Consider the following 23,381-nt stretch of genomic DNA (forward strand, 5'->3'; position numbering starts at 1 on the left):
ATTCGTTGAAAAGGTCCGATGGAAAAATGTGATATACTTCATTCAAACAAGCTACATAAAAGGAGAGGGACGTATGCTTTACGCTGCATTTTTGACGATTATTGATCAGGAATTAAATGCAAAGGTAAGACCAGCTCACCTGGAGTATGTAAACGATCTGTACAAGCAAGGAAAAGTATTGATGGCAGGTCCATTCACTGATAAACAGGGCGGTCTTGTTATTTACAAGGCGGAGTCGCAGGAGGAAGCCCGTAAATTGGCAGAGGCTGACCCAGTAATAGTCGAGGGAGCACGTACATTGGAGCTGCGTGAGTGGAGTCCGCTAGAACTTCCCTTGAACTAATTTCCATTTCGCGCAGGAATGATAAACCTGCACAGGTGGCATACTTAGCTAAGAAATATCCGAAAAAGGAGGGAACAGCCATGAAACGTTTTCCATTTGCAATAATGGCGGCTGTACTCGTGTTCTCGCTAAGTGCCTGTGGAGGCGGAAAGACCGCGCAACCACCAGCTAACAAGCCTTCGACTGAAACACCTTCTACGGAAACGCCATCGACTACTGCTCCATCCGGCAGCTATGACACAGCAACTGCAGAAGCGCTATTCAAAAACACTTGTGCAGCCTGTCACGGTCAAACACTGGAGGGTGCAGTTGGCCCTAATCTCCAAAAGATTGGTAGCCAGTTGAACAAGGATCAAATCCTGGAAGTGTTGGATAAAGGAAAGGGTGCAATGCCACCTGGACTGGTAAAAGGTGCCGACGCCGAAACATTGGCTGCGTGGCTGGCGGATAAAAAATAAGCAGGTAATACACAAGAGCGCCCGAGCAGATCGGGCGCTTTTTTGCGTGCTCAAAAGTCGTGACGAAAATTTTTAAGGTTGTATTCTGTATGAATTTTTATTATTATTCATGTATAAAAATACAGAACGTTGGAAAAGGAGAGAGGGGCATGGTTCGGGTCGGAATCGTTGGAGCTACAGGTTATGGCGGAGCAGAATTAATCCGCTTCTTGGCAGGACATCCTCATGCGCAAATTGCGAATTTATATTCAAGCTCATCTGAGGGAGAGGCATTGGAGAAAACGTTTCCGCATGTAACCGGATTGGGGTTGCCGCTGCTTACTGCGATTGACCCAGTCAAGATGGGCGCAGACAATGATGTCATTTTCTTGGCTACTCCGGCTGGTGTAAGTGCTGAATTAACACCACAACTGATGGAGCAAGGAGTCAAGGTGATCGATTTGTCCGGTGATTTCCGTTTGGAGAGCGGAGAAGCTTATAAAACGTGGTACAAGCGCGAGCCAGCCCCAGCGGAATGGGTACAAAAAGCAGTCTATGGACTGACAGAATGGAATCACGAAGAGGTAGCTGGTGCACAGCTGATCGCCAATCCTGGATGCTATCCTACTGCGGCATTGCTTGCTACACTTCCTCTGTCAAAAAGCGGATGGGTACAGCCGAACAGCTGGATCATCGATGCGAAGTCAGGTGTATCCGGTGCGGGACGCGGAGTATCCCTCGGGGTTCATTACAGTGAAATCAACGAAAGCATCCATGCCTACAAAGTATCGAAGCATCAGCATACACCGGAAATTGAACAAGAGCTGTTTAGACAAAGTGGTCAATCCGCGATTGTGCAGTTTACACCGCATCTGGTACCGATGACGAGAGGAATTCTGGTAACGGCATACGGACAATTAACAGCTGATGTGACGGCAGAGCAAATTCAAGAGCTGTATACATCCACGTATGCAGATAAACCGTTTGTTCGGGTGCGTCCTGTAGGAAGTAACCCTCATACAAAAGAGGTGTATGGCTCCAACTATTGTGATATTTCTGCTCATGTCGATACGCGTACAGGCCGTGTGATACTTCTGTCCGTTATCGACAACGTCGTAAAAGGCGCCGCAGGTCAAGCGATCCAAAATATGAACGTCATGTTCCAACTGCCTGAAAATGCTGGTTTGCCGCTCGTACCGGCATTTCCGTAAGAGGGGGAGTACGGATGCAAGGAATCATCGTCATCAAATGCGGTGGCAGCACGATGGATCAGCTGCCACATGAGTTTTTTGGGGCAATAGCCAAGCTGCAAGAAGAAGGTAAACAGCTCGTGATCGTTCATGGAGGCGGACCTGCGATCAATAGCATGCTCGACCAGGTCCAGATCACACCCCAATTTGTAAACGGACTGCGTGTTACTTGTGAAGATACATTGCGTGTCGTCGAAATGGTGCTATGCGGCAGTATCAACAAAGCGTTGGTACGTCGTTTGACACAAGCAGGGGCAAAGGCGTGGGGCGTTAGCGGAATTGACGGACAAACGCTTTTGGCCGAAAAAACAGCCAAGCCGCTGGGATGGGTAGGGGAAATCACGAAAGCAGACACGACTATTCCAAAAGCGATCCTGAATCAGGGCTTCGTGCCAGTCATCGCTCCACTGGCTGTCAGTGCAGATGCGACGCAGTCGTATAACATCAATGCCGATGTAGCTGCCGGAGCGATTGCTGCTGCATTGTCTGCCGAAAAGCTGATTATGGTGACGGATGTACCTGGAATCATGCGTCCACAAGCGGATGGTACGAAGGCAGTAGTGGAGCAGACAAGTACTGGCGAGATCAAAGAGATGATCGCAGCAAAGATTATTACTGGTGGCATGATTCCGAAGGTGCAAGCAGCGCTGGATGCCTTGAATCAAGGTGTGGAGCAGGTCGTCATATGCCGGGGCAATGCCAGCGACCTCGTATCGGTATGCAACGGGGAAGCGGTCGGTACAACCGTAACAATGAATGTAAATCAAGCCCTATAAGGAGGGAAAAAGATGAGCACAGTAACAGCTCCTATGCATCTCATGAATAACTATGCAAGATGGCCCATCAGCTTGGTAAAAGGACAAGGCAACCAGGTATGGGATGATACTGGAAAACAGTATTTGGATTTTACCTCGGGTATTGCGGTTACTTCCCTGGGACACGTACCCCCAAAAGTAACAGCCAAGCTGCATGAGCAGCTGGACACATTGTGGCATTGCTCGAATCTCGTGCATGTTCCACAGCAGGGTGTACTTGCAGAAAAGCTGAGCCGTTTATCCGGACTGGACCAAGCCTTTTTCTGCAATAGCGGTGCTGAAGCGAACGAAGGATTAATCAAGCTGGCCCGCAGATACGCGCAAAAAATAAAAGGAAATGACCGCTACGAGATCATCACCTTTGAGCAATCGTTCCATGGTCGTACGCTGGCTACGCTGACAGCAACCGGGCAGGACAAGGTAAAGGACGGCTTCTCTCCATTGCCTCAAGGCTTCGTGACTGTTCCTTACAATGACTTGGCAGCAGTCCAGGCAGCAATCACCGATAAGACATGCGCGATTATGCTGGAATTGGTTCAAGGGGAAGGCGGAGTACATCCTGCTGAAGAGGCTTGGGTAAAAGCCTTGCGTGAATTATGTGATGCCCATGGTCTCCTGCTGCTCGTCGATGAGATTCAAACGGGAGTCGGCCGGACCGGCACCTGGTTTGCTTTTCAGCAATACGATGTGAAGCCAGATGCGATCTCGCTGGCAAAAGGTTTGGGAAGCGGCTTCCCGATCGGAGCCGTCGTTGCAACCAAGGAAGTTGCAGAAGCATTCGCGCCAGGTACGCATGGTACGACCTTTGGGGGAAATCCGCTTGCTGCAACAGCAGGAATCGCTACCCTGGAAACAATGGAAGAAGAAAATATTCTCAACAAAGTTGCTCATATTCATTCACTTTTGATGAAGGAGCTGGAGCAGCTTAAGGCAGAGCACCCGGACAAGGTTTCCACGATTCGCGGGAAAGGCTTGCTGCTTGGCGTAGAGCTGACGATACCAGCAGCCGACGCTGTGGCGTATGCACGTGAAAAGGGAGTGATTCTCCTCATGGCTGGGCCACAGGTAGTCAGACTCCTGCCTTCCTTTGTAACGACAGAGGAGGAAGTAAAGCACGCCATCGCAGTACTCCGTGAGGCATTGTCCACGCAGTAATGTAAAAATTGTACACATTGGAAAAATGCAACGAGTTGATCTGTTCAAAAAACTCGTTGCATTTTTATAATATTGAATGTATATTAATACACAGAGTTGCATAGATTTGCAATAAGAAACGGATATATGTGAATGATTTATTCACATGACGTCGCCATATATCTATGTTTTTTTCCCATTGGAGAGGAGTGGCTTCATAGATGAATAGAGAAGAGAAAGCATTTGGAACAGGTTATCTCACGCTGGAGTCCGGCGAAGTTTTTACTGGAACGCTGTACGGAGCTCCGGTGAACGGATTTGGAGAAGTCGTATTTACTACAGGAATGACTGGCTATCAGGAAGTCATGTCTGATCCATCCTTTGCAGGTCAAATCGTTACCTTCACATATCCCTTGATTGGGAACTACGGAATCAACCCAAAAGATTTTGAAGCGCAAAAGCCAGCTCTTACCGGAATGATCGTCAGCGAGCTGTGCCTGGAACCGAGCCACTATGAATCTACAAAAACCTTGGCAGAGGCAGCCGAGGAATTTGGTTTTCCTATCTTGGCTGGCATTGATACACGAACAATAACAAAGCGTGTTCGTCAAAACGGTCCCTTGTTTGGTGTTATTTCCGATCAGCCTATGCAAGCCGAAGAAGTCGTGTCACTGCGTAACAAGCATGCGAAAAAGTCGCTGGTCGCGGAGGTGTCGAGTCAGAGAATTGAGCGTTATCCGGGAACAGGCGAACACGTTGTCTTGGTCGATCTGGGAATGAAGCAGTCCATCGTGGATGCACTGCTGGCACTGGGATGCCGTGTCACGGTCGTTCCTTTCGATACGTCAATCGAGCAGATTAAGTCGCTTTCACCAGATGGCTTAATGTTCTCCAATGGCCCTGGCGATCCGGAGCATTTGCTTGCCTATTGCAGCGAGTGGCGCAAAGCGGCTGAACAATATCCGACGCTGGGAATTTGTTTGGGACATCAGGTGCTTGCTCTGATGTACGGAGGAAAAACGGAAAAATTGGCTTATGGCCATCGCGGTGGAAATCATCCTGTCAAAGATCTGGAGACAGGCAAAGTATATATGACCTCACAAAATCACGGATATGTAGTGAAAGAGGAGTCGCTGGAACAATCTGAACTGAATGTGTCCTACAGAAATGTTAACGATGGCTCGGTAGAGGGGCTTACCCACAAAAGCTTGCCTGTTTTCAGTGTGCAGTACCATCCGGAAGCACATCCTGGACCTAGTGACACTTCCCACATTTTTCACCAATTTATCCAGTCTATGCGTGAAGTAGGAGCGAAAACATATGCCTAAATTGCCACACATCCATAAAGTATTGGTTATCGGTTCGGGGCCGATCGTCATTGGCCAGGCTGCAGAATTTGATTATGCAGGTGCTCAGGCATGCCTTTCCTTAAAGGAAGCGGGCGTGCAGGTGGTACTGGTGAACAACAACCCTGCCACGATCATGACAGATGAGCAGGTAGCGGACAAAGTGTACTTGGAGCCGCTCACGGTGGAGTCCGTGACAGCGATTATCGCAAAAGAGCGCCCGGATGGTCTCCTCCCGACATTAGGTGGTCAAACAGGACTGAATCTTGCTGTCTCTTTGGCGGAAGCAGGTGTTCTGGAAAAATACAGCGTTCAATTGTTGGGAACACCGCTCGAAGCGATTCAAAACGGGGAAGACCGTGAGCTGTTCAAGCAATTGATGCAACAAATCGGAGAGCCGGTACCCGAGAGTGACACAGTAGAATCTGTGGAAGCTGCGATTGCATTTGCCAATTCGATTGGTTATCCGGTCATCGTGCGTCCGGCGTATACGCTGGGTGGTGCTGGTGGCGGGATTGCTGGGGATGAAGCGTCCCTGCGCAAAGTCGCAGCTGGCGGTATTGCAGCAAGCCCAATCGGTCAGGTATTGATCGAACGCAGTGTCAAAGGCTGGAAGGAAATCGAGTATGAGGTCATGCGTGACGCCAATGATACATGCATCATCGTGTGTAACATGGAAAATCTTGATCCGGTAGGCATTCATACCGGAGACAGTATCGTCGTTGCACCATCCCAAACGCTAACGGACCGTCAATATCAAATGCTGCGCAGCGTATCGACAAAGGTTATTCGTTCGCTGGGTGTAGTGGGCGGCTGTAACATTCAGTTTGCTCTTGATCCATTGTCCGATCGTTACGTTTTGATTGAAGTAAACCCGCGGGTGAGCCGCTCCAGTGCGCTGGCTTCCAAGGCTACCGGATATCCAATTGCTCGTATCGCTGCCAAGCTGGCTCTGGGCTACGGATTAGACGAGGTATTAAACCCGATTACAGGCTATACGTATGCAAGCTTTGAGCCTGCACTTGATTATATCGTGGTGAAAATTCCACGCTTCCCATTCGATAAATTCCCACTCGCAGATCGCAAGCTAGGCACGCAAATGAAAGCGACTGGCGAGGTTATGTCCATTGCGCGCAATCTCGAAGCGGGACTTCTGAAAGCTGTTCGCTCCCTGGAGCAGGGCTGCACGCATCTGTCTCGTCCGGAGCTTGCAGATTGGACTCGTGAAGAGCTTACCCAAGCATTGCAAGATGCGACAGATATTCGCTTGTTTGTATTTGCTGAAGCGATTCGCAGGGGCTTCACGGAAAAGGAACTGCATAGCCTGACTGGCGTGGATCCGTTTTTCCTGCGCAGCTTGCGCAAAATCGTTGATCTGGAAGTCGAGCTGGCCAAAAGCACCGCGGAGGAGTTATCGCCTGAACTGCTGTTGGAAGCAAAGAAACGCGGCTTCGCGGATGAAACGATTGCTTCTTTAATAGGCAGCACACCGTCTGCGGTCAAGGCAATGCGTCAGCAGGCAGGGGTTACCCCGACTTATAAAATTGTAGATACATGCGCCGCTGAATTCGATGCGCAAACGCCATATTACTACTCGGATTGGCAGGGAGTAGATGAAGTAGAGTCATTAGAAGGACGCAAGGTGCTTGTGCTTGGCTCTGGCCCCATCCGCATCGGACAAGGGATCGAGTTCGACTATTGCTCGGTACATGCGGCGAAGTCCTTGCAAGCGAGTGGAATTGCTGCTGTTGTGGTGAATAACAATCCGGAAACAGTCAGTACCGACTATGAAACAGCGGATCACCTGTATTTCGAGCCGCTTCATGTGGAGGATGTACTGCATATTGCTGAGCGTGAGCAGGTGGAAGGCGTCATGGTGCAGTTCGGTGGACAAACCGCGATCAACCTCGCTGCAAAGCTGGAGAGTGCAGGGCTTAAAGTCATGGGTACTTCGCTTGCCGCGATTGAGCGAGCAGAGGATCGCGAGTTGTTCTATGCGATGCTGCGCAAGCTGGGCATCCCGCACATCCCGGGTAAAGGGGTTACCTCTCTAGAGGACGCTACCACGATTGCAGAAGAGATTGGCTTTCCTGTACTGATGCGCCCATCGTACGTGATTGGTGGTCAAGGCATGGTAGTCGTTCACAATATCGAGGAGCTTACGGCAACGATCAACGATTGGCTGAATCATCCGGAAAGCAGCGCATTTTTCCCGCTCTTGGTCGACAAATATGTACCAGGCGGAGAGGCAGAAGTCGATGCAGTATGCGATGGAGAGTCGGTCATTATCCCAGGTATTTTCCAGCATGTAGAGAAAGCGGGAATTCACTCTGGAGATAGCGTGGCGTTGTTTCCGGCACCCAAATTAACCGAAGAAATCAAGCAAAAGATCGCCAGCTACACAGAAGCGATTGCTCATGAAATGGGAGCTGTCGGTCTTATCAATATCCAGTTTGTCATTAGCGGCAATACCGTTTATGTACTGGAAGTAAACCCACGTGCTTCGCGTACCGTACCAATCACGAGCAAAGTAACAGGAATTCCAATGGTTCAGCTGGCAGTGCGGGCCCAATTGGGAGAAAAGCTGTCTGCTATGGGCTATGGCACCGGGCTTCTGCCTGACATTCCTTTCTCTGTTGTAAAAGCACCTGTATTTTCGACAGTGAAGCTGAATGGAGTCGACCCTGTCCTCGGACCGGAGATGAAATCAACCGGTGAAGTGCTTGGCCTTGGAAGAACGTTAGAAGAGGCGGCAGGCAAGGCATTCGCCTTTAAGGATAATCTTTACGGGGATTGGCAAAAGGGCGGTCTGGTCATAGTGTCCCTCGCAGATGGCGACAAACAGGATGAGCTGGCTCAAACTATGGCACAGCTGCAAGACGACGGAGCTGCTCTGGCAGCAACCCAAGGTACGGCTGACTGGCTGAGAAACAACGGAGTAGAAGTTAGTCATGTGATTACGGAAGAGCAAGGATTTATTGAGCTTTTGCAAAAAGAAAAGGCTGCCTTTGCCTTAGTCACTGCAACCAAAGGAAATCGCCCGGGACGTACCGGCTTTGCTTTGCGCAGTCGGATGGTCCAGCAGGGAGTTCAGCAATTTTTTGCCGTTGATACATTCGATTTGTACGTGAAGTCCATTATGAAGAAAAGAGGTGGCTCGCATGCAGCCTGTGAAGATATTGGAACACTTTCAAAACTTACCGCTCAACAAGCATAAAGGAAAAGATTTTCTGCGTGTCGATGAATTCTCTGGAGAAGAACTGATGGAGCTGCTTCATCTGGCGGCACATATCAAGCAATTGCAAAAGCTGGGGCAGCCGTTCCAGCCTTTGCAGGGCAAGACGCTCGGCATGATTTTTGACAAGGCATCTACCCGTACACGTGTCTCCTTCGAGGTAGGGATGCACCAGCTGGGTGGCCTGGGTATGTTTATGAGTGGAAAAGAGCTGCAGCTTGGACGCGGTGAGCCGATCAGCGACACGGCAAAGGTTCTTTCCCGTTACGTAGATGCAATCATGATTCGCACATTCTCCCATTCGTATGTGGAGGAGCTGGCTGAGCACGCATCGATTCCAATCATTAATGGTTTGACCGATCTGTACCATCCGTGCCAGGCGATGGCTGACATGCTGACAATCTGGGAGCACAAGGGCAGATTGAAAGGCATCAAGCTGGCGTATGTCGGCGATGGAAACAACGTGGCAAACTCGCTCGTGTTGGCAGCAGTCTTGTTGGGAATGGATGTACGTGTCGCTACACCAGCAGGCTATGAAATGGACGCAGCGATTTTCGCTACAGCAAGTGAATACGCGAAAAAGAGCGGCGGAAGCATGATGGCAACAACCGATCCGATCGAAGCAGTAGCAGGCGCTGATGCTGTTTATACAGATGTTTGGACCAGCATGGGCTTTGAGGAGGAGAACGAAATTCGTTTGAAGGCTTTTGCCGAATATCAAGTAAATGAGAATCTGGTGAGTCATGCAGATAGCGACTACCTCTTCCTGCACTGCCTGCCAGCTCATCGCGGAGAAGAAGTAACGGCAGGGGTAATCGATGGATCTCGCTCCGTCATTTTTGATCAAGCGGAAAACCGTCTCCACGCGCAAAAAGCTATTCTGGCTGCGCTGGTGTGAACATAGTTCTAGTTATTTAGGACTACTGTGAATTAAATCGAATAGACTATGAAACTATGATTGCCGAATTTTGTCACTTATGTGTAAAATATAGGTATGAAAGTAGCAAAGAAGTACGGACTTTATTTGGTCGCTTGGTCCGTATGGAGCCAGTAGCGAATCCGCCCTTTTTCGTATTGGAGAAAGGAAAGAAGAACAGGGGCTGTATCTGGTCGCTTGGCCTCTGGTATTTTGGACAGTAGCGAAGCCAGCTTTCTCCACTATAAATAAAGGAGGGGAAATAAATTATGAAAAAATGGGTTGCAGCAATTATGATGGTGGCAGCGATCGTAGCAGCTACTTCTGCAAACTGGACTTCTTGGTAGAATATAAGTGGCATTGCGGAAAAACACCGCTCTTTAGTGGTGTTTTTTCACTATTATTGGGAGGGCTTGTATGACCGACGTTGTAGTTCTGTCATTTGCGATAGCCTTAATCCGAAGAGGCAAGATTAGTAGTTTCCCCAAGTTCTACTTTATTTGGACCCTGATTGTCAGTGTTGCCTTGCAATTCTGTTCGCAGCTCATTCCAAGCTGGTCAGGCTTTTTCGTATGCTTGTCCTATTTGTTTGTCCTTGTTTTTTTCATCAGCAATCGCCAACATGAGGATATGCGAATTTTTATGATCGGCTGGCTGTTAAACGCACTCGTTATCTGGGCGAATGGCGGGAAGATGCCGGTTGATTTGGAACAGGCGAGTAAACTGTCCTATCCAATTGACGCGTTAATAAATGGTACCGATTTCAAACACATCGCGCTTACTGCAGAAACAAAACTATCTTTTCTGGCAGACATCATATTCAAGCCGTTTATCATTCCTCGTGTAATTAGTATCGGTGATATATTTATTATGCTGGGAACCTTCTTATTGGTGCAGCGCCTGCTGAATAAACCCATATCTCTAATAAGGCTGAGAGAAGGAAAAAACTATGCGGTTAAACATTCAAAGTGATCAGATATTCAAACAGTTAATTATATATCTAGGTTTTCCCGCACTCGTTTTTTTCGTGGTTTTCTTAGTGCTGCCTCAGTGGGAAGTAAAAAATAACATTCCTGTTTTGGTGGCTTTTACTCTCCTGACAATCGTTTGTTCGTTTACGCCGTTCAAGACTCCGAATGCAACCTTAACCTTGAATAATGCAGTGATCTTGTCAGGCTTAATCCTTTGGGGCAGCTGGATTGCGATCTGGTCCTGTTTACTGGAGGCTCTGATCTTAGGCGTACTGTTTCGTTCATCTATAACGAGAGCGCTTGCAAATGCAGGGCAAATGCTCTGTACGGTATTGATTGTAGGCTGGATTCAAACCAGCTTAAGCGGCTATCACATACCGTGGCCAATCTCGGATCTATTCGTTGCCTTTACATACTTTAGTGTGAATACATTGCTTTGTGCGATTCTGGTTTCCTATTACGGAAAAGTATCAATGGTAAATGCGATATCGAATATGCTCAAAAACGGGTCCGCCACGTATATCATGCTGCTTGTGGTAGGTGGACTGGGAGCAAGACTTGTAGATGCTTACGGGATTCTTTCACTAATCCCGCTGGTAGCGATCTTCCTCATTATTAGTGTTGTTTTGCGTCAATATTATGAGAGCATGCACAAGCTCGCGCAAAACATGGAGGAAGTAAAAACCTTCAATCACAAATTCCTTACTGCAATGGCCGCTTCAATTGACGCCCGAGATCGCTATACGAGCGGCCACTCTCAGCGGGTAGCTCATTGGGGAAGAGAGATAGCCAAGGAAATTGGATTGCCGGCTGATAAAGTAGAAGAGATTTACGTTGGTGGAATCTTGCACGACATAGGTAAAATCGGCATAGAAGATGAGATTCTCAATAAAAAAGGAAAATTAACACCAGAGGAATACGACAAGATCAAACAGCATACGGTGATTGGATACGAGATTATTTTACAGGCAGGCATGTTTAATGAATTGCTTCCAGCCATACGCTCTCACCATGAGCGAATTGACGGAAGAGGGTATCCGGATGGACTCGTTGGCAATGAGATTCCGTTGATGGCAAAAATCTTGGCGATCTCAGATGCATTCGATGCCATGGTGGCGGACAGGCCGTATCGAAAAGGGTTGCCAGTAGAAGAAGCATTGCAGGAAATCAGACGCGGTTCCGGTACCCAGTTTGATCCAGTGCTGGCAGGTCATTTTATCGAGCTCGTGGAGAGACTGCCACGAGGGGAATTAGAAAGCATTATCGGACAAGAAACAAACGCAAAAAAACAGTTACAGGAGGCGACCCATTAGAGGTGTCCCTTTCCTAGTAACTGTTTTTATTTTGCGTAAGAGAAGGGCTAAGCCCATATTCGTTTCAGCTGACGCTCTGTATCCGCGCAGGTTAACAAAAAGACATCGGGATTACTCAGCTGCTGCCACTCCGAAAAGCCAAATCGATCATCAATGGATTTCATGAGCAGACTGAGCAAGCCCCCATGGGAAACGATGACAATATGCTGGGCTACGCTAGAAAGAAGCTCGTTCAATACGTCATTCGCTCTTTGCATAGCCGTCAAGCTGGACTCACCACCCTCGAAACAGAGGGAGAGATCTTGAAACGTATCTCGCAAGCGATCGAGCCAATCCTCCATATGCTGCGAAGACAATACGCGCTCCTCCAGGCGTTGATCGAGCTCAACTGAGATGCCTCGCTTGGCAGCAACAGGTTGAATCGTGGCAATCGCCCGATGAAAGGGGCTAGAAACAATTCGATCTATCGAAATACCTTCGAAGAACGAAACCAATTGCTCGGCTTGCTTGGTACCGAATTCTGTCAGGGGTGCCTTGGCTTCTTGACCAGTAGCTTGACAGTGTCGTACCAGATAGATTTGCTTCATGAAAATCCTCCTGCTCTTGATTTATGAAGACAATCCGATAGGGAGCCATCTCTATTCATAGTGTAGCATCTTTTTTTCTCATAAGAAAAGTGGCTCTGTTCGCTTGCAACTAGGGTGAAAAGCATCCATACTACTTGTACATTCCATTTTTTTGAAGAGGTGTAACAAAGATGGTACCTACCTATCAGGATGCAGAAATGATTCTTAAATTGTATGACCAGTTTGAATCAGAGCGCTTGCGTGCCGCAAAAGTGTGGTTTGGCAGAGAGCTTTCATCGGAATCGATCAATCCAGAAGCGTTTTGGACCCGTTTCCCAAAAGGGAGCGAGGGCTATACCCATTTTGTTGCCTTGTATGGCTTCTTTGAGATGGTGGGTGTGTTGCATAAAAACGGTCTTATACATCCCGATTTGCTGTTTGATATGTGGTTCATCAACGGTTTTTATCAAAAGATGTACCCGATCATTGCCGATTGGAGAGCACAGGGAGATATTCATATTGCAGAGAATTTCGAGCGCTTGGCTGTAGCTGAGCTGGACTGGATTCGCAAGCATAAGGGCGCGGAATTTGTACCACAAGTGAGTTACGCAGGTCACTAAAATGAATACGAACGGTAGCCGGATAGGACGATGCTCTTGTTCGGCTTTTTTCTATTTTTGCTTGCCTGAAATTGTCTTTGAAAATAAAACAAAGAACAAAGAAAAGGGGTTGTATTTTTATTAATCCGTTTGTATAATTACTCACATAAGAGATACTTCGAAACGGGGAGAGAGAATAATGGCAAAAGATAAAATTGTTTTGGCCTATTCGGGCGGTTTAGATACATCTGTAGCAATCAAATGGCTCCAGGAAACATACAACTTTGATGTCATCGCAGTAGCACTGGATGTAGGGGAAGGAAAAGACCTCGACTTCGTTCAGAAAAAGGCGCTGCAAGTAGGTGCTTTGAAATCTATCGTAGTGGATGCAAAAGAAGCATTTGCTGAGGAGTTCGTTCTGCCAGCATTGAAAGCAAACGCGATGTACGAAGGCAAATATCCATTGGTATCCGCTCTGTCGCGTTACCTGATTTCTCGCGTATTGGTTGAAATCGCTGAAAAAGAAGGCGCTGTTGCGGTTGCGCACGGCTGCACAGGAAAAGGAAACGACCAAGTACGCTTCGACGTTTCTTTCACAGCATTGAACCCAGATATCAAAATCGTGGCACCTGTTCGTGAGTGGGGCTGGACGCGCGATGAAGAGATCGAATATGCGAAAAAGAACAACATTCCAATTCCGATCGACCTCGACAATCCATACAGTATTGACCAAAACCTGTGGGGCAGAAGCTGCGAGTGCGGCGTACTGGAAGATCCATGGGCAGCGCCACCAGAAGGTGCTTACGATCTGACCAAGTCCATCGCAGATGCGCCTGATCAGGCAGAAGAGATCGAAATCGCGTTTGTACAAGGGAAGCCAACTGCACTGAACGGTGAAGAGCTATCATTGTCCGAGCTCATTTTGAAGCTGAACAAAATCGCTGGTAACCACGGTGTAGGCCGTATCGACCACGTAGAAAACCGCCTGGTTGGTATCAAATCCCGTGAAGTATACGAAACACCTGCTGCAACTACATTGATTTTGGCTCACCGTGAGCTGGAATTCTTGACGCAACCGCGTGAAGTAGCTGTGTTCAAGCCAATCGTGGAGCAAAAATTGGCGCAAGTGATCTACGAAGGACTGTGGTTCTCGCCAATTCGTAATGCGGTTCAAGCATTCATCGAAGAGACACAAAAACACGTAACAGGCGTAGTACGCGTGAAGCTGCACAAAGGACATGCGATCGTCGTAGGCCGCAAATCCGCTTCCTCGCTCTACAGCCATGAGCTGGCAACCTACAATGCAGGCGACCAGTTCGATCATAAAGCAGCGCTTGGCTTCATCAAGCTGTGGGGTCTGCCAACCAAGGTATACGCGCAAGTAAATGAAGGTGTTCTGCACGAAAACATGAACACCGACATCAAGATTTTGGATGAAAAGGATGCGATCAAGCAATGAAACTCTGGGGAGGACGCTTCACGAAGCCGACGAATCAGCTCGTAGAAGAGTATACTGCTTCTATTTCTTTCGACCAGAAAATGTGGCGACAAGACATCGTCGGTAGCCTAGCACATGTAGCTATGCTGGGTAAGTGCGGCATCGTACCGATGGAGGAAGTAAGACAGATCATTGCGGGTCTGAAGAAGGTAAAAGATAAAATCGAACGTGGGCAGGCAGAGTTCCTGGTTGCTCACGAAGATGTTCATATGAATATTGAAAAGATGCTGATTGAGGAAATCGGACCGGTAGGGGGCAAGCTCCACACCGGCCGCAGCCGCAACGATCAGGTTGCACTCGATATGCACCTGTACCTCAGAGAAAAGCTGATGGAGATCATCCAGCTAGCGATGTATTTGCAGGAAGCATTAATTGAGCAGGCCAATCAACATCTGGACACGGTTATGCCTGGTTATACGCATCTGCAACGTGCACAGCCAGTATTATTTGGCTATCACTTGATGGCGTATGTATCCATGCTGCAGCGCGACATCGAGCGCATGACAGAAACTTGGAAACGGGTGAATGTTTTGCCGCTGGGCGCAGGAGCATTGGCTGGTACTACCTTCCCGATCGATCGTACGTTTGTGGCGGAAATGCTGCAATTCGACGGCATCTATCAAAACAGCATGGATGCGGTAAGTGATCGTGACTTTATCGTGGAATTTTTGGCAGATTCCTCGTTGATCATGACGCACTTGTCCCGCCTGTGCGAGGAAATGGTTATTTGGAGCAGCCAGGAGTTTTCTTTTGTAGAGCTGGATGATGCTTTCTGCACAGGCTCCAGCATCATGCCACAAAAGAAAAACCCGGATGTAGCGGAATTGGTGCGTGGGAAGACAGGCCGTGTATACGGAAATCTGTTTGGACTGCTCACGGTTCTGAAAGGCTTGCCTCTTGCTTACAACAAAGATATGCAGGAAGACAAGGAAGGCATGTTCGATACCGTAGCGACGATTCACGGTGCCCTTGCCTTGCTGACGCCGATGATTCAAACCATGCAGGTAAGAAAAGATCGCATGCGTCAGGCTGTGACCAACGACTTCTCCAATGCTACTGACCTGGCAGATTATTTGGTTCGGAAGGATATGCCTTTCCGTCAGGCTCATGAAGTAGTAGGCAGAGCGGTTCTGTACTGCATCGAGCAGCAAAAATATCTCTTGGATATGTCTCTGGAAGAATTCCAAGGCTTCTCTGGTGTTATCGGTGCAGATGTATATGATGCGCTGGCAGTAGAGACTGTAGTCAATGCTCGTAACGTAATGGGTGGAACGGCTCGCAATCAGGTAGAGAAGCAAATCGCCTGGTATCGCGAGAAGCTCGTCGACACACACGCATGGGTAGACAAAAATAGTCAAAAAGTCATGATTGAATCTTTGATTGATGTTGGGTCACCAGCGTGATATAGTAGTACGTAATAAACGGATAGGCGATTCGCCTGCCCGTTTATTTTTTTGTACAAGCGATCCGGCCATAAAAAATAGGGATAAACGCAAAAAAAATGCCGAACTTACCCGAAGGGAGCGCGGCATTTTTTCATAGGTGAATGCTACTCGTTTACAGCTTACAGTGACATACGCAAAATTTGCGCTACATCTTCACTCGACAGCTTTTTGAAGCTGCCGATTGGGCCAAATGGGGTTGCCTTTTCTGCCATCAGCTGCAGATGCTGATCATCAATTTCGTAGTCAGCCAAGCGGGTAGGGGCACCGATTCTGGCAAAAAATGCTTCCGTTGCAGCAATTCCTTCCAAAGCAACCTCGTCATCTGTTTTACCAGATGGATCGACATTCCATACTTCTACAGCGAAACGGACAAAGCGAGCTACGTTTTCACGATACACATAGCGCATCCATTTCGGGAAGATAATCGCCAACCCACCACCATGCGGGATATCATAAACGGCGCTTACGGCATGCTCGATGGAATGAGTCGCCCAATCTGTTTCTACCCCGACTGGCAACGTGCCGTTCAGAGCCATGGTTCCGCAATAGAGGATATTGGCGCGTGCATCGTAGTCATCTGGATTTGCCAAGACGCGATCTGCGTTTTCAACCACCGTTTTCAGAATGGATTCTGCGAAACGTGTCTGTAGGGGAACTTCAGGTGTATGGGTGAAATATTGTTCAAATACGTGCGACATGATATCGCTGATTCCGTAAATGGTTTGATCGCGTGGAACGCTGAACGTATTTTCCGGGTCTAAGATAGAGAACGCAGGGAACGTTGTAGACGCTCCATGCTTTTCTTTTGTATCCCAATTGGTAACGACACTGCCTCTGTTCATTTCAGAGCCGGTTGCAGCCAGAGTAAGGATAGTTCCCAAAGGAAGGGCTTCTGTAGCGAGTGCTTTTCGGGTATAGAAATCCCACACATCGCCTTCGTAAGGAACGCCGACAGCGACAGCTTTAGCTGCGTCAATGACACTTCCGCCACCTACTGCCAAAATCCAGTTGACGCCTTCCTGACGGCACAGCTCAATTCCTTTTTTGACGGTGCTCAATCGAGGATTTGGCTCAACCCCTGACAGCTCGAGCACACGGCAGCCAGCCTCTTGCAGAAGGGAGACAACTTTTTCATAGAGGCCTGAACGCTTGATACTGCCTCCTCCATAAACCAGCAGGACGGTTTGACCGAGTTGCTCGGCTTTTTCTTTCAACATGGACAGCTGTCCCCGTCCAAAAATCAATTGCGTAGGGTTATGGTAGACAAATGGATTCATCATGCATGCTCCTTTCCACAGTTCACTCGTACTCATTGTAGCGAACAGAGCAAATGGATGCTAGCTGGCGATGTGCTGCCGGGATTTTCTGCACAAATGGTGTCGGTTTCAAACGAATAGAAGCGGTTTCGACAAGAATTGAGAGATTTAGTGGATTCCATCAGCGAAGGAGGGTGGTATAATATATAAGATGGATTTTCTCGCTGTTTTTAGGCAAGGTTTGGCAGCGGGTGAGAAAGAGATGAGGGGAATTGTCGATTTGCCTTGATTTGATAGGCTTTTTCGACAAGATAAAATAAATCAGGATCAAGAAAAAGAATGGATCTGACAATGTAGGATGTGATTGACTTGATCGAAATGTTCGACGTATGGAAAACGTACCCGAATGGTACAAGTGCATTAAAAGGAATCAACGTTCGGATTGAAAAAGGCGAGTTTGTGTATGTGGTGGGTCCCAGCGGTGCCGGGAAATCTACTTTCATCAAATTGATGTATCGGGAAGAAAAGCCATCAAAGGGTCAAATTTTCTTGGGGGGCTTCAATGTCAGCCGGATCAAGGAACGCCAGATTCCTACGGTCCGTCGCAGTATTGGCGTCGTATTCCAAGATTTTAAATTATTGCCAACGCTCACCGTATTTGAAAATGTCGCTTTTGCCATGGAAGTAATCGAGAGTAATCCAAAGCAGATCAAGCCTCGTGTGATGGACGTGTTGGGTCTGGTCAAGCTGAAGCACAAGGCAAAAATGCTTCCGAACGAGCTGTCTGGTGGGGAGCAGCAGCGGGTCGCACTGGCCCGTGCACTGGTAAACAGCCCGGGAATTATTATCGCCGACGAACCGACAGGAAACCTGGACCCAGAGACCTCCTGGGAGATTATGAAGCTGTTTGAGGAAATCAATCAGCGTGGTACGACTGTCGTCATGGCGACGCATAACCGCGAAATTGTCAACACGATGAGAAAACGGGTCATAGCGATCGAAGCTGGACAAATTGCCCGTGATGAGCAGAGAGGGGAATACGGTTATGAAGATTAGAACGCTAGGGCGCCATGTCCGTGAAGGGGTTAAAAACCTCGGGCGGAACGGCTGGATGTCGTTCGCTTCAATCAGTGCCGTAACGTTTACACTGTTCATCCTCGGTGTTTTCCTCGTATTGGCCATGAATGTCAACTATTTTGCGCAATCCGTGGAAAAACAGGTGGAGATTCGTGTATTCATGGCGGATCTCACTCCAAAAGAAGCTTTGCAGCAATTTGAACAAGATGTACGTGCCTTGGATAAAGTGGAATCCGTCCAGTTTATCTCCAAGGACGAAGGCTTAAAGCAGTTCCGTGAAAGTATGGGGGACAAGGCGTATCTTTTTGATGGATTGGAAAAAGGAAATCCACTGCCAGACACCTTTGTTATAAAAGCAAAAATGCCTCAGGATACGGCTGCCTTGGCAGTGCAAATCAAGCAAATGAAAAATGTCAGAAGCCTGAACTACGGAGAAGGCACAGTTGAGAAGCTGTTTGCCGCAACAGATACCGTCCGAAATGTAGGAATCGGCTTCATCATCGGATTGGGCTTTACGGCGATGTTCTTGATTGCCAATACGATCAAGCTCACAATCGTTGCACGGCGCAGAGAAATCGAAATCATGAAGCTCGTTGGGGCAACAAACTGGTTTATCCGCTGGCCTTTCTTTGTTGAAGGGCTGCTCATGGGGATCACCGGAGCATTGATTCCGATCATCATTTTAGGTGTGGGCTACCACTATCTGCTCGACGCGATCAAGTCGAGCTTTGAAGCAACTCAACTATTTACACTGTTACCACTGTTCCCGCTTGTATATCAAGTAGCACTTGCTTTGCTCGCAATCGGTGCGTTTATCGGGATTTGGGGAAGCATGGTGTCGGTCCGTCGTTTCTTGCGAGTTTAATATTTAGAGAACGTGGGAGGAGTATCATGAGGAAGAAGATTCTGCTAACACTCTTGATCGCCGGTCTGGTGGCCGGTTCAGCAATCCCGACAAACGTAACCTGGGCAGCTAGTAAAGCATCTTTGGACAAGATCAATCGGGAATTAAAAGAGATACAGAAGAAAAGAGCACAGCAAAAGCAACAAGTAAAACAAACCGAAGAAAAAATCAGCGCCGTGCAAAAGGAACAGAAGGATTTACAGACGGAGCTGATGCAGATTGATTTGCGCCGTAACGAGACACAGAAGAAGCTGGACAAGCTCGAAGTGCAGATGAATGAAACAACGGAAAAGGCAGCGGAAGCACAGGATAATTTGGATGACGCCAAATTACGTGTCGCGCAGCGGGAAACCTTGCTAAAAACGCGTGTGAAATCCATGTATGAACGTGGGAAGGTCTCTTATCTGGACGTGCTGCTCGGCTCGTCTGATTTTGGAGATTTCCTCACGCGCATGGAAGGGCTGCAATTGATTTTGGAGCAGGATACCCGTATCCTTGAAGACAACATGCGTGACAAAGAAACGATTGAAGTGAAAAAGAAAGAGATCGACCATCAATTAACTGTATATGCAGGAATGCTCGACGAAGCGGAAAGTCTCAAGGCTGAATTGGACAAGCAGTACAAGCACAGTCTGGTGGTCAAGGCAGAGCTGAAGAAAAAAGAATCTGCACTGGAAGAAGATTTGGAGCAATTCGGTCAACAGCTGATTGCTCTGACCAAAGCGGAATCAGATAAATATGCCGAGCGTGTTCGTGCGATGAGCAGCAGTAGCAGCGGATACAAAGGTGGAAAGCTGGGACTGCCGGTAGCAGACGGACAATTCCGCTTCAGCTCAGGCTTTGGGATGCGTACAGACCCGTTTACAGGCCGTTCAGCTGGGCATAATGGAGTAGACATGGCAGCACCAAAAGGGACGACGATTATGGCAGCAGCCAATGGAGTAGTAATCTTCGCCGGTTACTCAAACGGCTTTGGCAATACGGTAATGATTAAACACAGCGATGAGATTACGACTCTGTATGGACACATTCGCGAGGGTGGTATCAAGGTTTCTGTGGGACAATCTGTAACAAAAGGCCAAAAGATTGCAGAGGTCGGCTCTACTGGACGATCTACCGGAAATCACGTTCACTTTACCGTTTATAAAAACGACGTTGCTGTCAACCCGATGCCGTACCTGAAATAGTGAGGATTGCGGCCAGACAAATATTGCTAGCCGGAGTTGCATACAATAGCAGCATATCTTTTCACCGGTAGCACAAAGGATGGTGACGTAACAATGAAATGGAAAGGGCGTACCGTACTAGCGGTTGTAATCATCTCGATGGTGGCCAGCAGCTTCTTGACCATGGCGATGATGAAGACTTCTGCTAGCGCTAATGCGAATCAGAACGGGGCACTTACTGCATCGAGCAATAAGCTGTTCCAAACAACAGGGGCAGAGTATCCTCAGGAGTTCAAAAAGCTGTACGAAGCTTTTTCAGCCATCAAGAAGGAATACATCCAAAATGTCACCAATGAGCAGTTAGTAGAGGGAGCCATCGGGGGAATGGTAGGTTCATTGGAGGATCCATACAGTGATTACATGGACCCGCGTTCCGCTGAGCAGTTTACGTCTACTCTGCATTCCACGTTCCAAGGAATTGGGACGGAAGTTACTTTGCAAAATGGACGGGTTACCGTCGTTTCTCCATTTAAAGATTCACCTGCGGAACGGGCAGGACTGCGGCCAAATGATCAAATCCTGAGCGTAAATGGTGAATCACTTGAAGGCTTGGATTTGAATCAGGCCGTAATGAAAATCCGTGGACCAAAAGGAACCAAAGCTGTTTTACAAATCGCGCGTGGGGGTGTAGCTGAACCGATCACCATCGTGTGTGTACGCGATGATATTCCGATTGAGACCGTGAACAGCCAGATTATCGAGAAAAATGGTGTAAAAGTTGGTGTGATCGGCATTACCCAGTTTTCTACGGAGACAGCAAAGCACTTCAAGGATCAATTGGCTTCCTTGGAGAAAAAGGGCATTGGTGGCCTGGTCATCGATGTTCGTGGAAACCCGGGTGGGTATTTGCTCGCTGTGAAGGAGATTGGGGAAGTACTCGTTCCGAAAAAAGGTGTCATTGTTCAAATCGAGTACGGAGCAGGCGGTCAACAAAAAGAAGAATATCGCTCGACTACTGATGCAGCCAAGCCGTATCCGATCTCTCTTTTGATTAACGGTGGTAGCGCAAGTGCTTCGGAAATCCTCGCAGGTGCATTGCGGGATAGTGGCAACTATAAGCTGGTAGGCGAGAAGAGCTTTGGTAAGGGTACTGTCCAAAGCACCATGGAAATGGCTGATAAGAGTCAGTTGAAGCTGACGATTGCCAAATGGGTTACACCAAAAGGCGAGTGGATTCACAAAAAGGGAATCGAGCCTGATTTCAAAGTAGAACAACCGGCGTATTTCAACGCTGTTCAGCTTCCTGCTGATAAGGACTTGTCTCGTGACATGGCAGGCAACGAAGTGAAAAACCTGCAATTGATCCTGACAGGATTGAATCTGTCACCAGGACGAGATGATGGTTACTTTGACGAAAAAACAGAGCAAGTAATCAAGCAGTTCCAGACCTCGCACAAGCTGCCTGTTACCGGAAAGGTAGACGCGGCGACTCGCACGCAGCTGGAGGAACGCTTGCGCAAGGTTATGCGTGATCCGCAGAACGATCTGCAATTGCAAAAAGCGATTGATGTTGTCAGCGTGAAGTAACCAAAATAATCCATAGCATACGAGGCAGGGAATTCCCTGACATTCGTAGAAATGATAACCACGGTAAATCACATGCCGTGGTTTTTCTTTTTCCATTTGAGGTGAGGCAATTGGCGATACAGGCAGATCTGCTCTCCATTGCATTTGGATTTGCTGCGTTTTTTCTCAATCCACTCTTTTACGTATTCCTGATTTTCATTTATCTGCATTATCGAAGGCAGATGAATCTGGAAAGACAGTTGTTTGCTGCCCGAATCCAGTCACCGCTTCTTTCTACGATTCGGTCTGTAGGAATGGGGTTGGTAGGGGGCTTGTTAATTTCCGTGCTTGCCGCAGGACTTGGTGTGGTAGTGCAGGCACAAGACTTATGGATTTTATGGGGCCTTGCTCTGATTATGGCGCTCATTCGTTTACGTTTCCTCTGCTTTGCCTACGCGGCAGGCTTGTTAACGATTTTGCATGCCATTGCGCAGGTCTTTCCGGGAGTATCAGACGTAGCGGGAATTGGCACCGTCTGGGAAATGCTTCGTCAAGCGAAGGCATTGCCGCTTTTGGCACTCGTTGCGATCATGCATTTGTTGGAAGCGCTGCTTGTTCGGTGGAACGGCGGTCGTGATGCATCGCCACTGTTTGTAGAGGGGCAGCGCGGACGGATTGTAGGAGCGTATTTACTCCATTCCTTTTGGTTGACGCCATTGGTGCTGTTTGTCCAAATGGAGCCAGGAGCATTGAGTGGAGCGCTGTATCCCGGATGGCCATTCTTTTCGCCGGGAGCGGCATCGTTTGCTTTAATGCTCTTACCTACTGTGACAGGTTTTTCTGACATGACCCAGACGATGACTCCGCGTAAGAAAGCAGAGCAGATCGCAAAGCAATTGGCGATTTATGCGGTAGTATTGCTGGCTTTGACAGCACTTGCGGTATGGTTCTGGCCGCTGCTTTTCGTAGCAGGACTGTATGCGCTTTTTGGACACGAAGGCTTGTTTTTCCGAAGCCAGGCCCAGGAGAGAAAACGGTCGCCGTACTTTATACAGTCTTCACGAGGGGTCAAGGTGATGGGAGTCATTCCTGGCACGCGTGCAGAAGAAATCGGAATTGCACCGGGAGAAATCATTGTCAAGGTGAATGGTATTCCTGTCCGAAACAAAGAAGATTTGTATCCAGCACTGCAAGCTAATTCAGCCTTTTGCAAAATGGAAGTACTGACACATGACGGGGAACTGAAATTTGTGCAATGCGCTGTTTATGCAGGAAATCATCATCAATTGGGCATCATCGTGGTTCCTGATTCGTCGACGCGGGTTTTTGTAGACTTGAAGCGGGCGAGTGTCGTGCAGCTGATCAAGCAAAAGCTGGAAAAGCTAAATATCGGAGCATAATCGAAGTTGGGAGAGATGGACACACAGGCTGGGGTGTCTGTCTCTCCCGTTTTTTTGTCCTGTTGAGAAATTCGCGAATCCTTTCAATAAAAAATTTTTTCTTGAATAGCCTGTCTATTCGCAAAACTAAATGCAAAGTGGTGC

At 48.1% G+C, this 23,381-nt stretch carries 20 protein-coding genes and 1 riboswitch; of the genes, 18 read left to right on the forward strand and 2 right to left on the reverse strand.

The window, feature by feature from the left end; translation table 11 throughout:
* Positions 1-73: 73 nt before the first annotated feature.
* The 10 genes from ADS79_RS24530 to ADS79_RS24575 all read left to right on the forward strand — a co-directional run bounded on the left by ADS79_RS24530 (position 74) and on the right by ADS79_RS24575 (position 11,760).
* Positions 74-343: a YciI family protein gene (locus tag ADS79_RS24530; RefSeq protein ID WP_049740961.1), complete on the forward strand. Its 270-nt coding sequence runs from the start codon at positions 74-76 to the stop codon at positions 341-343.
* An 80-nt stretch (positions 344-423) separates the two neighbouring features.
* Entirely contained in the window at positions 424-801 is a 378-nt protein-coding gene (cccB, locus tag ADS79_RS24535; RefSeq protein WP_049740962.1) for a cytochrome c551, read from the forward strand.
* Between the two features lie 149 nt (positions 802-950).
* Positions 951-1,991 carry an N-acetyl-gamma-glutamyl-phosphate reductase gene (gene argC / locus ADS79_RS24540; RefSeq protein ID WP_049740963.1) on the forward strand — a complete coding sequence of 347 codons (1,041 nt, stop codon included), beginning with the start codon at positions 951-953 and terminating at the stop codon, positions 1,989-1,991.
* A gap of 14 nt (positions 1,992-2,005) precedes the next feature.
* On the forward strand, positions 2,006-2,806 hold the full coding sequence (gene argB / locus ADS79_RS24545) for an acetylglutamate kinase (protein WP_049740964.1): 801 nt from the start codon (positions 2,006-2,008) through the stop codon (positions 2,804-2,806).
* Positions 2,807-2,818: 12 nt separating this feature from the next.
* Positions 2,819-4,000, forward strand: a complete 1,182-nt coding sequence (locus tag ADS79_RS24550) for an aspartate aminotransferase family protein (protein ID WP_049740965.1) — start codon at positions 2,819-2,821, stop codon at positions 3,998-4,000.
* A 200-nt stretch (positions 4,001-4,200) separates the two neighbouring features.
* On the forward strand, positions 4,201-5,307 hold the full coding sequence (locus ADS79_RS24555; RefSeq protein ID WP_049740966.1) for a carbamoyl phosphate synthase small subunit: 1,107 nt from the start codon (positions 4,201-4,203) through the stop codon (positions 5,305-5,307).
* Positions 5,300-8,542 carry a carbamoyl-phosphate synthase (glutamine-hydrolyzing) large subunit gene (gene carB, locus ADS79_RS24560; protein WP_049740967.1) on the forward strand — a complete coding sequence of 1,081 codons (3,243 nt, stop codon included), beginning with the start codon at positions 5,300-5,302 and terminating at the stop codon, positions 8,540-8,542. Before ADS79_RS24555 ends, carB begins: the two co-directional genes overlap by 8 nt.
* A complete protein-coding gene (gene argF, locus ADS79_RS24565; protein ID WP_049740968.1) occupies positions 8,487-9,458 on the forward strand; it encodes an ornithine carbamoyltransferase in 972 nt (323 codons plus the stop codon). Before carB ends, argF begins: the two co-directional genes overlap by 56 nt.
* Positions 9,459-9,553: 95 nt before the next feature.
* A riboswitch (cyclic di-GMP riboswitch) is annotated at positions 9,554-9,634 on the forward strand.
* A 259-nt stretch (positions 9,635-9,893) separates the two neighbouring features.
* The gene (locus ADS79_RS24570; RefSeq protein WP_049740969.1) at positions 9,894-10,448 is read left to right on the forward strand and encodes a DUF5317 domain-containing protein; all 555 of its coding nucleotides are present in this window, start codon (positions 9,894-9,896) and stop codon (positions 10,446-10,448) included.
* Positions 10,449-10,515: 67 nt separating this feature from the next.
* Complete coding sequence (locus ADS79_RS24575) at positions 10,516-11,760, forward strand: HD-GYP domain-containing protein (protein WP_236700067.1); 1,245 nt, start codon at positions 10,516-10,518, stop codon at positions 11,758-11,760.
* A 47-nt stretch (positions 11,761-11,807) separates the two neighbouring features.
* On the opposite strand, the gene ADS79_RS24580 is transcribed toward ADS79_RS24575, so the two are convergent.
* The gene (locus ADS79_RS24580) at positions 11,808-12,347 is read right to left on the reverse strand and encodes a histidine phosphatase family protein (RefSeq protein ID WP_049740971.1); all 540 of its coding nucleotides are present in this window, start codon (positions 12,345-12,347) and stop codon (positions 11,808-11,810) included.
* Between the two features lie 170 nt (positions 12,348-12,517).
* Here ADS79_RS24580 and ADS79_RS24585 point away from each other — a divergent pair, with 170 nt between their 5' ends.
* From ADS79_RS24585 to argH, 3 genes are all read left to right on the forward strand, one after another.
* Complete coding sequence (locus tag ADS79_RS24585; RefSeq protein WP_049740972.1) at positions 12,518-12,946, forward strand: DUF4760 domain-containing protein; 429 nt, start codon at positions 12,518-12,520, stop codon at positions 12,944-12,946.
* 178 nt (positions 12,947-13,124) lie between these two features.
* A complete protein-coding gene (locus ADS79_RS24590; protein WP_049740973.1) occupies positions 13,125-14,384 on the forward strand; it encodes an argininosuccinate synthase in 1,260 nt (419 codons plus the stop codon).
* Positions 14,381-15,826 carry an argininosuccinate lyase gene (gene argH / locus ADS79_RS24595; RefSeq protein WP_049740974.1) on the forward strand — a complete coding sequence of 482 codons (1,446 nt, stop codon included), beginning with the start codon at positions 14,381-14,383 and terminating at the stop codon, positions 15,824-15,826. Before ADS79_RS24590 ends, argH begins: the two co-directional genes overlap by 4 nt.
* A gap of 161 nt (positions 15,827-15,987) precedes the next feature.
* On the opposite strand, the gene ADS79_RS24600 is transcribed toward argH, so the two are convergent.
* A complete protein-coding gene (locus ADS79_RS24600; protein ID WP_049740975.1) occupies positions 15,988-17,145 on the reverse strand; it encodes an iron-containing alcohol dehydrogenase in 1,158 nt (385 codons plus the stop codon).
* Between the two features lie 348 nt (positions 17,146-17,493).
* Between ADS79_RS24600 and ftsE the strand changes: the two genes are divergently transcribed.
* From ftsE to ADS79_RS24625, 5 genes are all read left to right on the forward strand, one after another.
* Complete coding sequence (ftsE, locus tag ADS79_RS24605) at positions 17,494-18,180, forward strand: cell division ATP-binding protein FtsE (protein ID WP_049740976.1); 687 nt, start codon at positions 17,494-17,496, stop codon at positions 18,178-18,180.
* Positions 18,170-19,066 (forward strand): permease-like cell division protein FtsX, encoded by an 897-nt coding sequence (gene ftsX / locus ADS79_RS24610; protein ID WP_049740977.1) that lies wholly within the window; start codon positions 18,170-18,172, stop codon positions 19,064-19,066. Before ftsE ends, ftsX begins: the two co-directional genes overlap by 11 nt.
* A gap of 26 nt (positions 19,067-19,092) precedes the next feature.
* Entirely contained in the window at positions 19,093-20,292 is a 1,200-nt protein-coding gene (locus ADS79_RS24615; protein WP_049740978.1) for a murein hydrolase activator EnvC family protein, read from the forward strand.
* A gap of 93 nt (positions 20,293-20,385) precedes the next feature.
* Complete coding sequence (locus ADS79_RS24620) at positions 20,386-21,858, forward strand: S41 family peptidase (RefSeq protein WP_049740979.1); 1,473 nt, start codon at positions 20,386-20,388, stop codon at positions 21,856-21,858.
* A gap of 110 nt (positions 21,859-21,968) precedes the next feature.
* Positions 21,969-23,237 carry a PDZ domain-containing protein gene (locus tag ADS79_RS24625; RefSeq protein ID WP_049740980.1) on the forward strand — a complete coding sequence of 423 codons (1,269 nt, stop codon included), beginning with the start codon at positions 21,969-21,971 and terminating at the stop codon, positions 23,235-23,237.
* Positions 23,238-23,381: the final 144 nt, after the last annotated feature.

The sequence above is a fragment of the Brevibacillus reuszeri genome (assembly GCF_001187725.1).
GTDB lineage: Bacteria > Bacillota > Bacilli > Brevibacillales > Brevibacillaceae > Brevibacillus > Brevibacillus reuszeri.

Coding starts and splice junctions, on each gene's coding strand:
- ADS79_RS24530 (WP_049740961.1), top strand. CDS start 74: ATGCTTTACGCTGCATTTTTGACGATTATTGATCAGGAATTAAATGCA.
- cccB (WP_049740962.1), top strand. CDS start 424: ATGAAACGTTTTCCATTTGCAATAATGGCGGCTGTACTCGTGTTCTCG.
- argC (WP_049740963.1), top strand. CDS start 951: ATGGTTCGGGTCGGAATCGTTGGAGCTACAGGTTATGGCGGAGCAGAA.
- argB (WP_049740964.1), top strand. CDS start 2,006: ATGCAAGGAATCATCGTCATCAAATGCGGTGGCAGCACGATGGATCAG.
- ADS79_RS24550 (WP_049740965.1), top strand. CDS start 2,819: ATGAGCACAGTAACAGCTCCTATGCATCTCATGAATAACTATGCAAGA.
- ADS79_RS24555 (WP_049740966.1), top strand. CDS start 4,201: ATGAATAGAGAAGAGAAAGCATTTGGAACAGGTTATCTCACGCTGGAG.
- carB (WP_049740967.1), top strand. CDS start 5,300: ATGCCTAAATTGCCACACATCCATAAAGTATTGGTTATCGGTTCGGGG.
- argF (WP_049740968.1), top strand. CDS start 8,487: ATGCAGCCTGTGAAGATATTGGAACACTTTCAAAACTTACCGCTCAAC.
- ADS79_RS24570 (WP_049740969.1), top strand. CDS start 9,894: ATGACCGACGTTGTAGTTCTGTCATTTGCGATAGCCTTAATCCGAAGA.
- ADS79_RS24580 (WP_049740971.1), bottom strand. CDS start 12,347: ATGAAGCAAATCTATCTGGTACGACACTGTCAAGCTACTGGTCAAGAA.
- ADS79_RS24585 (WP_049740972.1), top strand. CDS start 12,518: ATGGTACCTACCTATCAGGATGCAGAAATGATTCTTAAATTGTATGAC.
- ADS79_RS24590 (WP_049740973.1), top strand. CDS start 13,125: ATGGCAAAAGATAAAATTGTTTTGGCCTATTCGGGCGGTTTAGATACA.
- argH (WP_049740974.1), top strand. CDS start 14,381: ATGAAACTCTGGGGAGGACGCTTCACGAAGCCGACGAATCAGCTCGTA.
- ADS79_RS24600 (WP_049740975.1), bottom strand. CDS start 17,145: ATGAATCCATTTGTCTACCATAACCCTACGCAATTGATTTTTGGACGG.
- ftsX (WP_049740977.1), top strand. CDS start 18,170: ATGAAGATTAGAACGCTAGGGCGCCATGTCCGTGAAGGGGTTAAAAAC.
- ADS79_RS24615 (WP_049740978.1), top strand. CDS start 19,093: ATGAGGAAGAAGATTCTGCTAACACTCTTGATCGCCGGTCTGGTGGCC.
- ADS79_RS24620 (WP_049740979.1), top strand. CDS start 20,386: ATGAAATGGAAAGGGCGTACCGTACTAGCGGTTGTAATCATCTCGATG.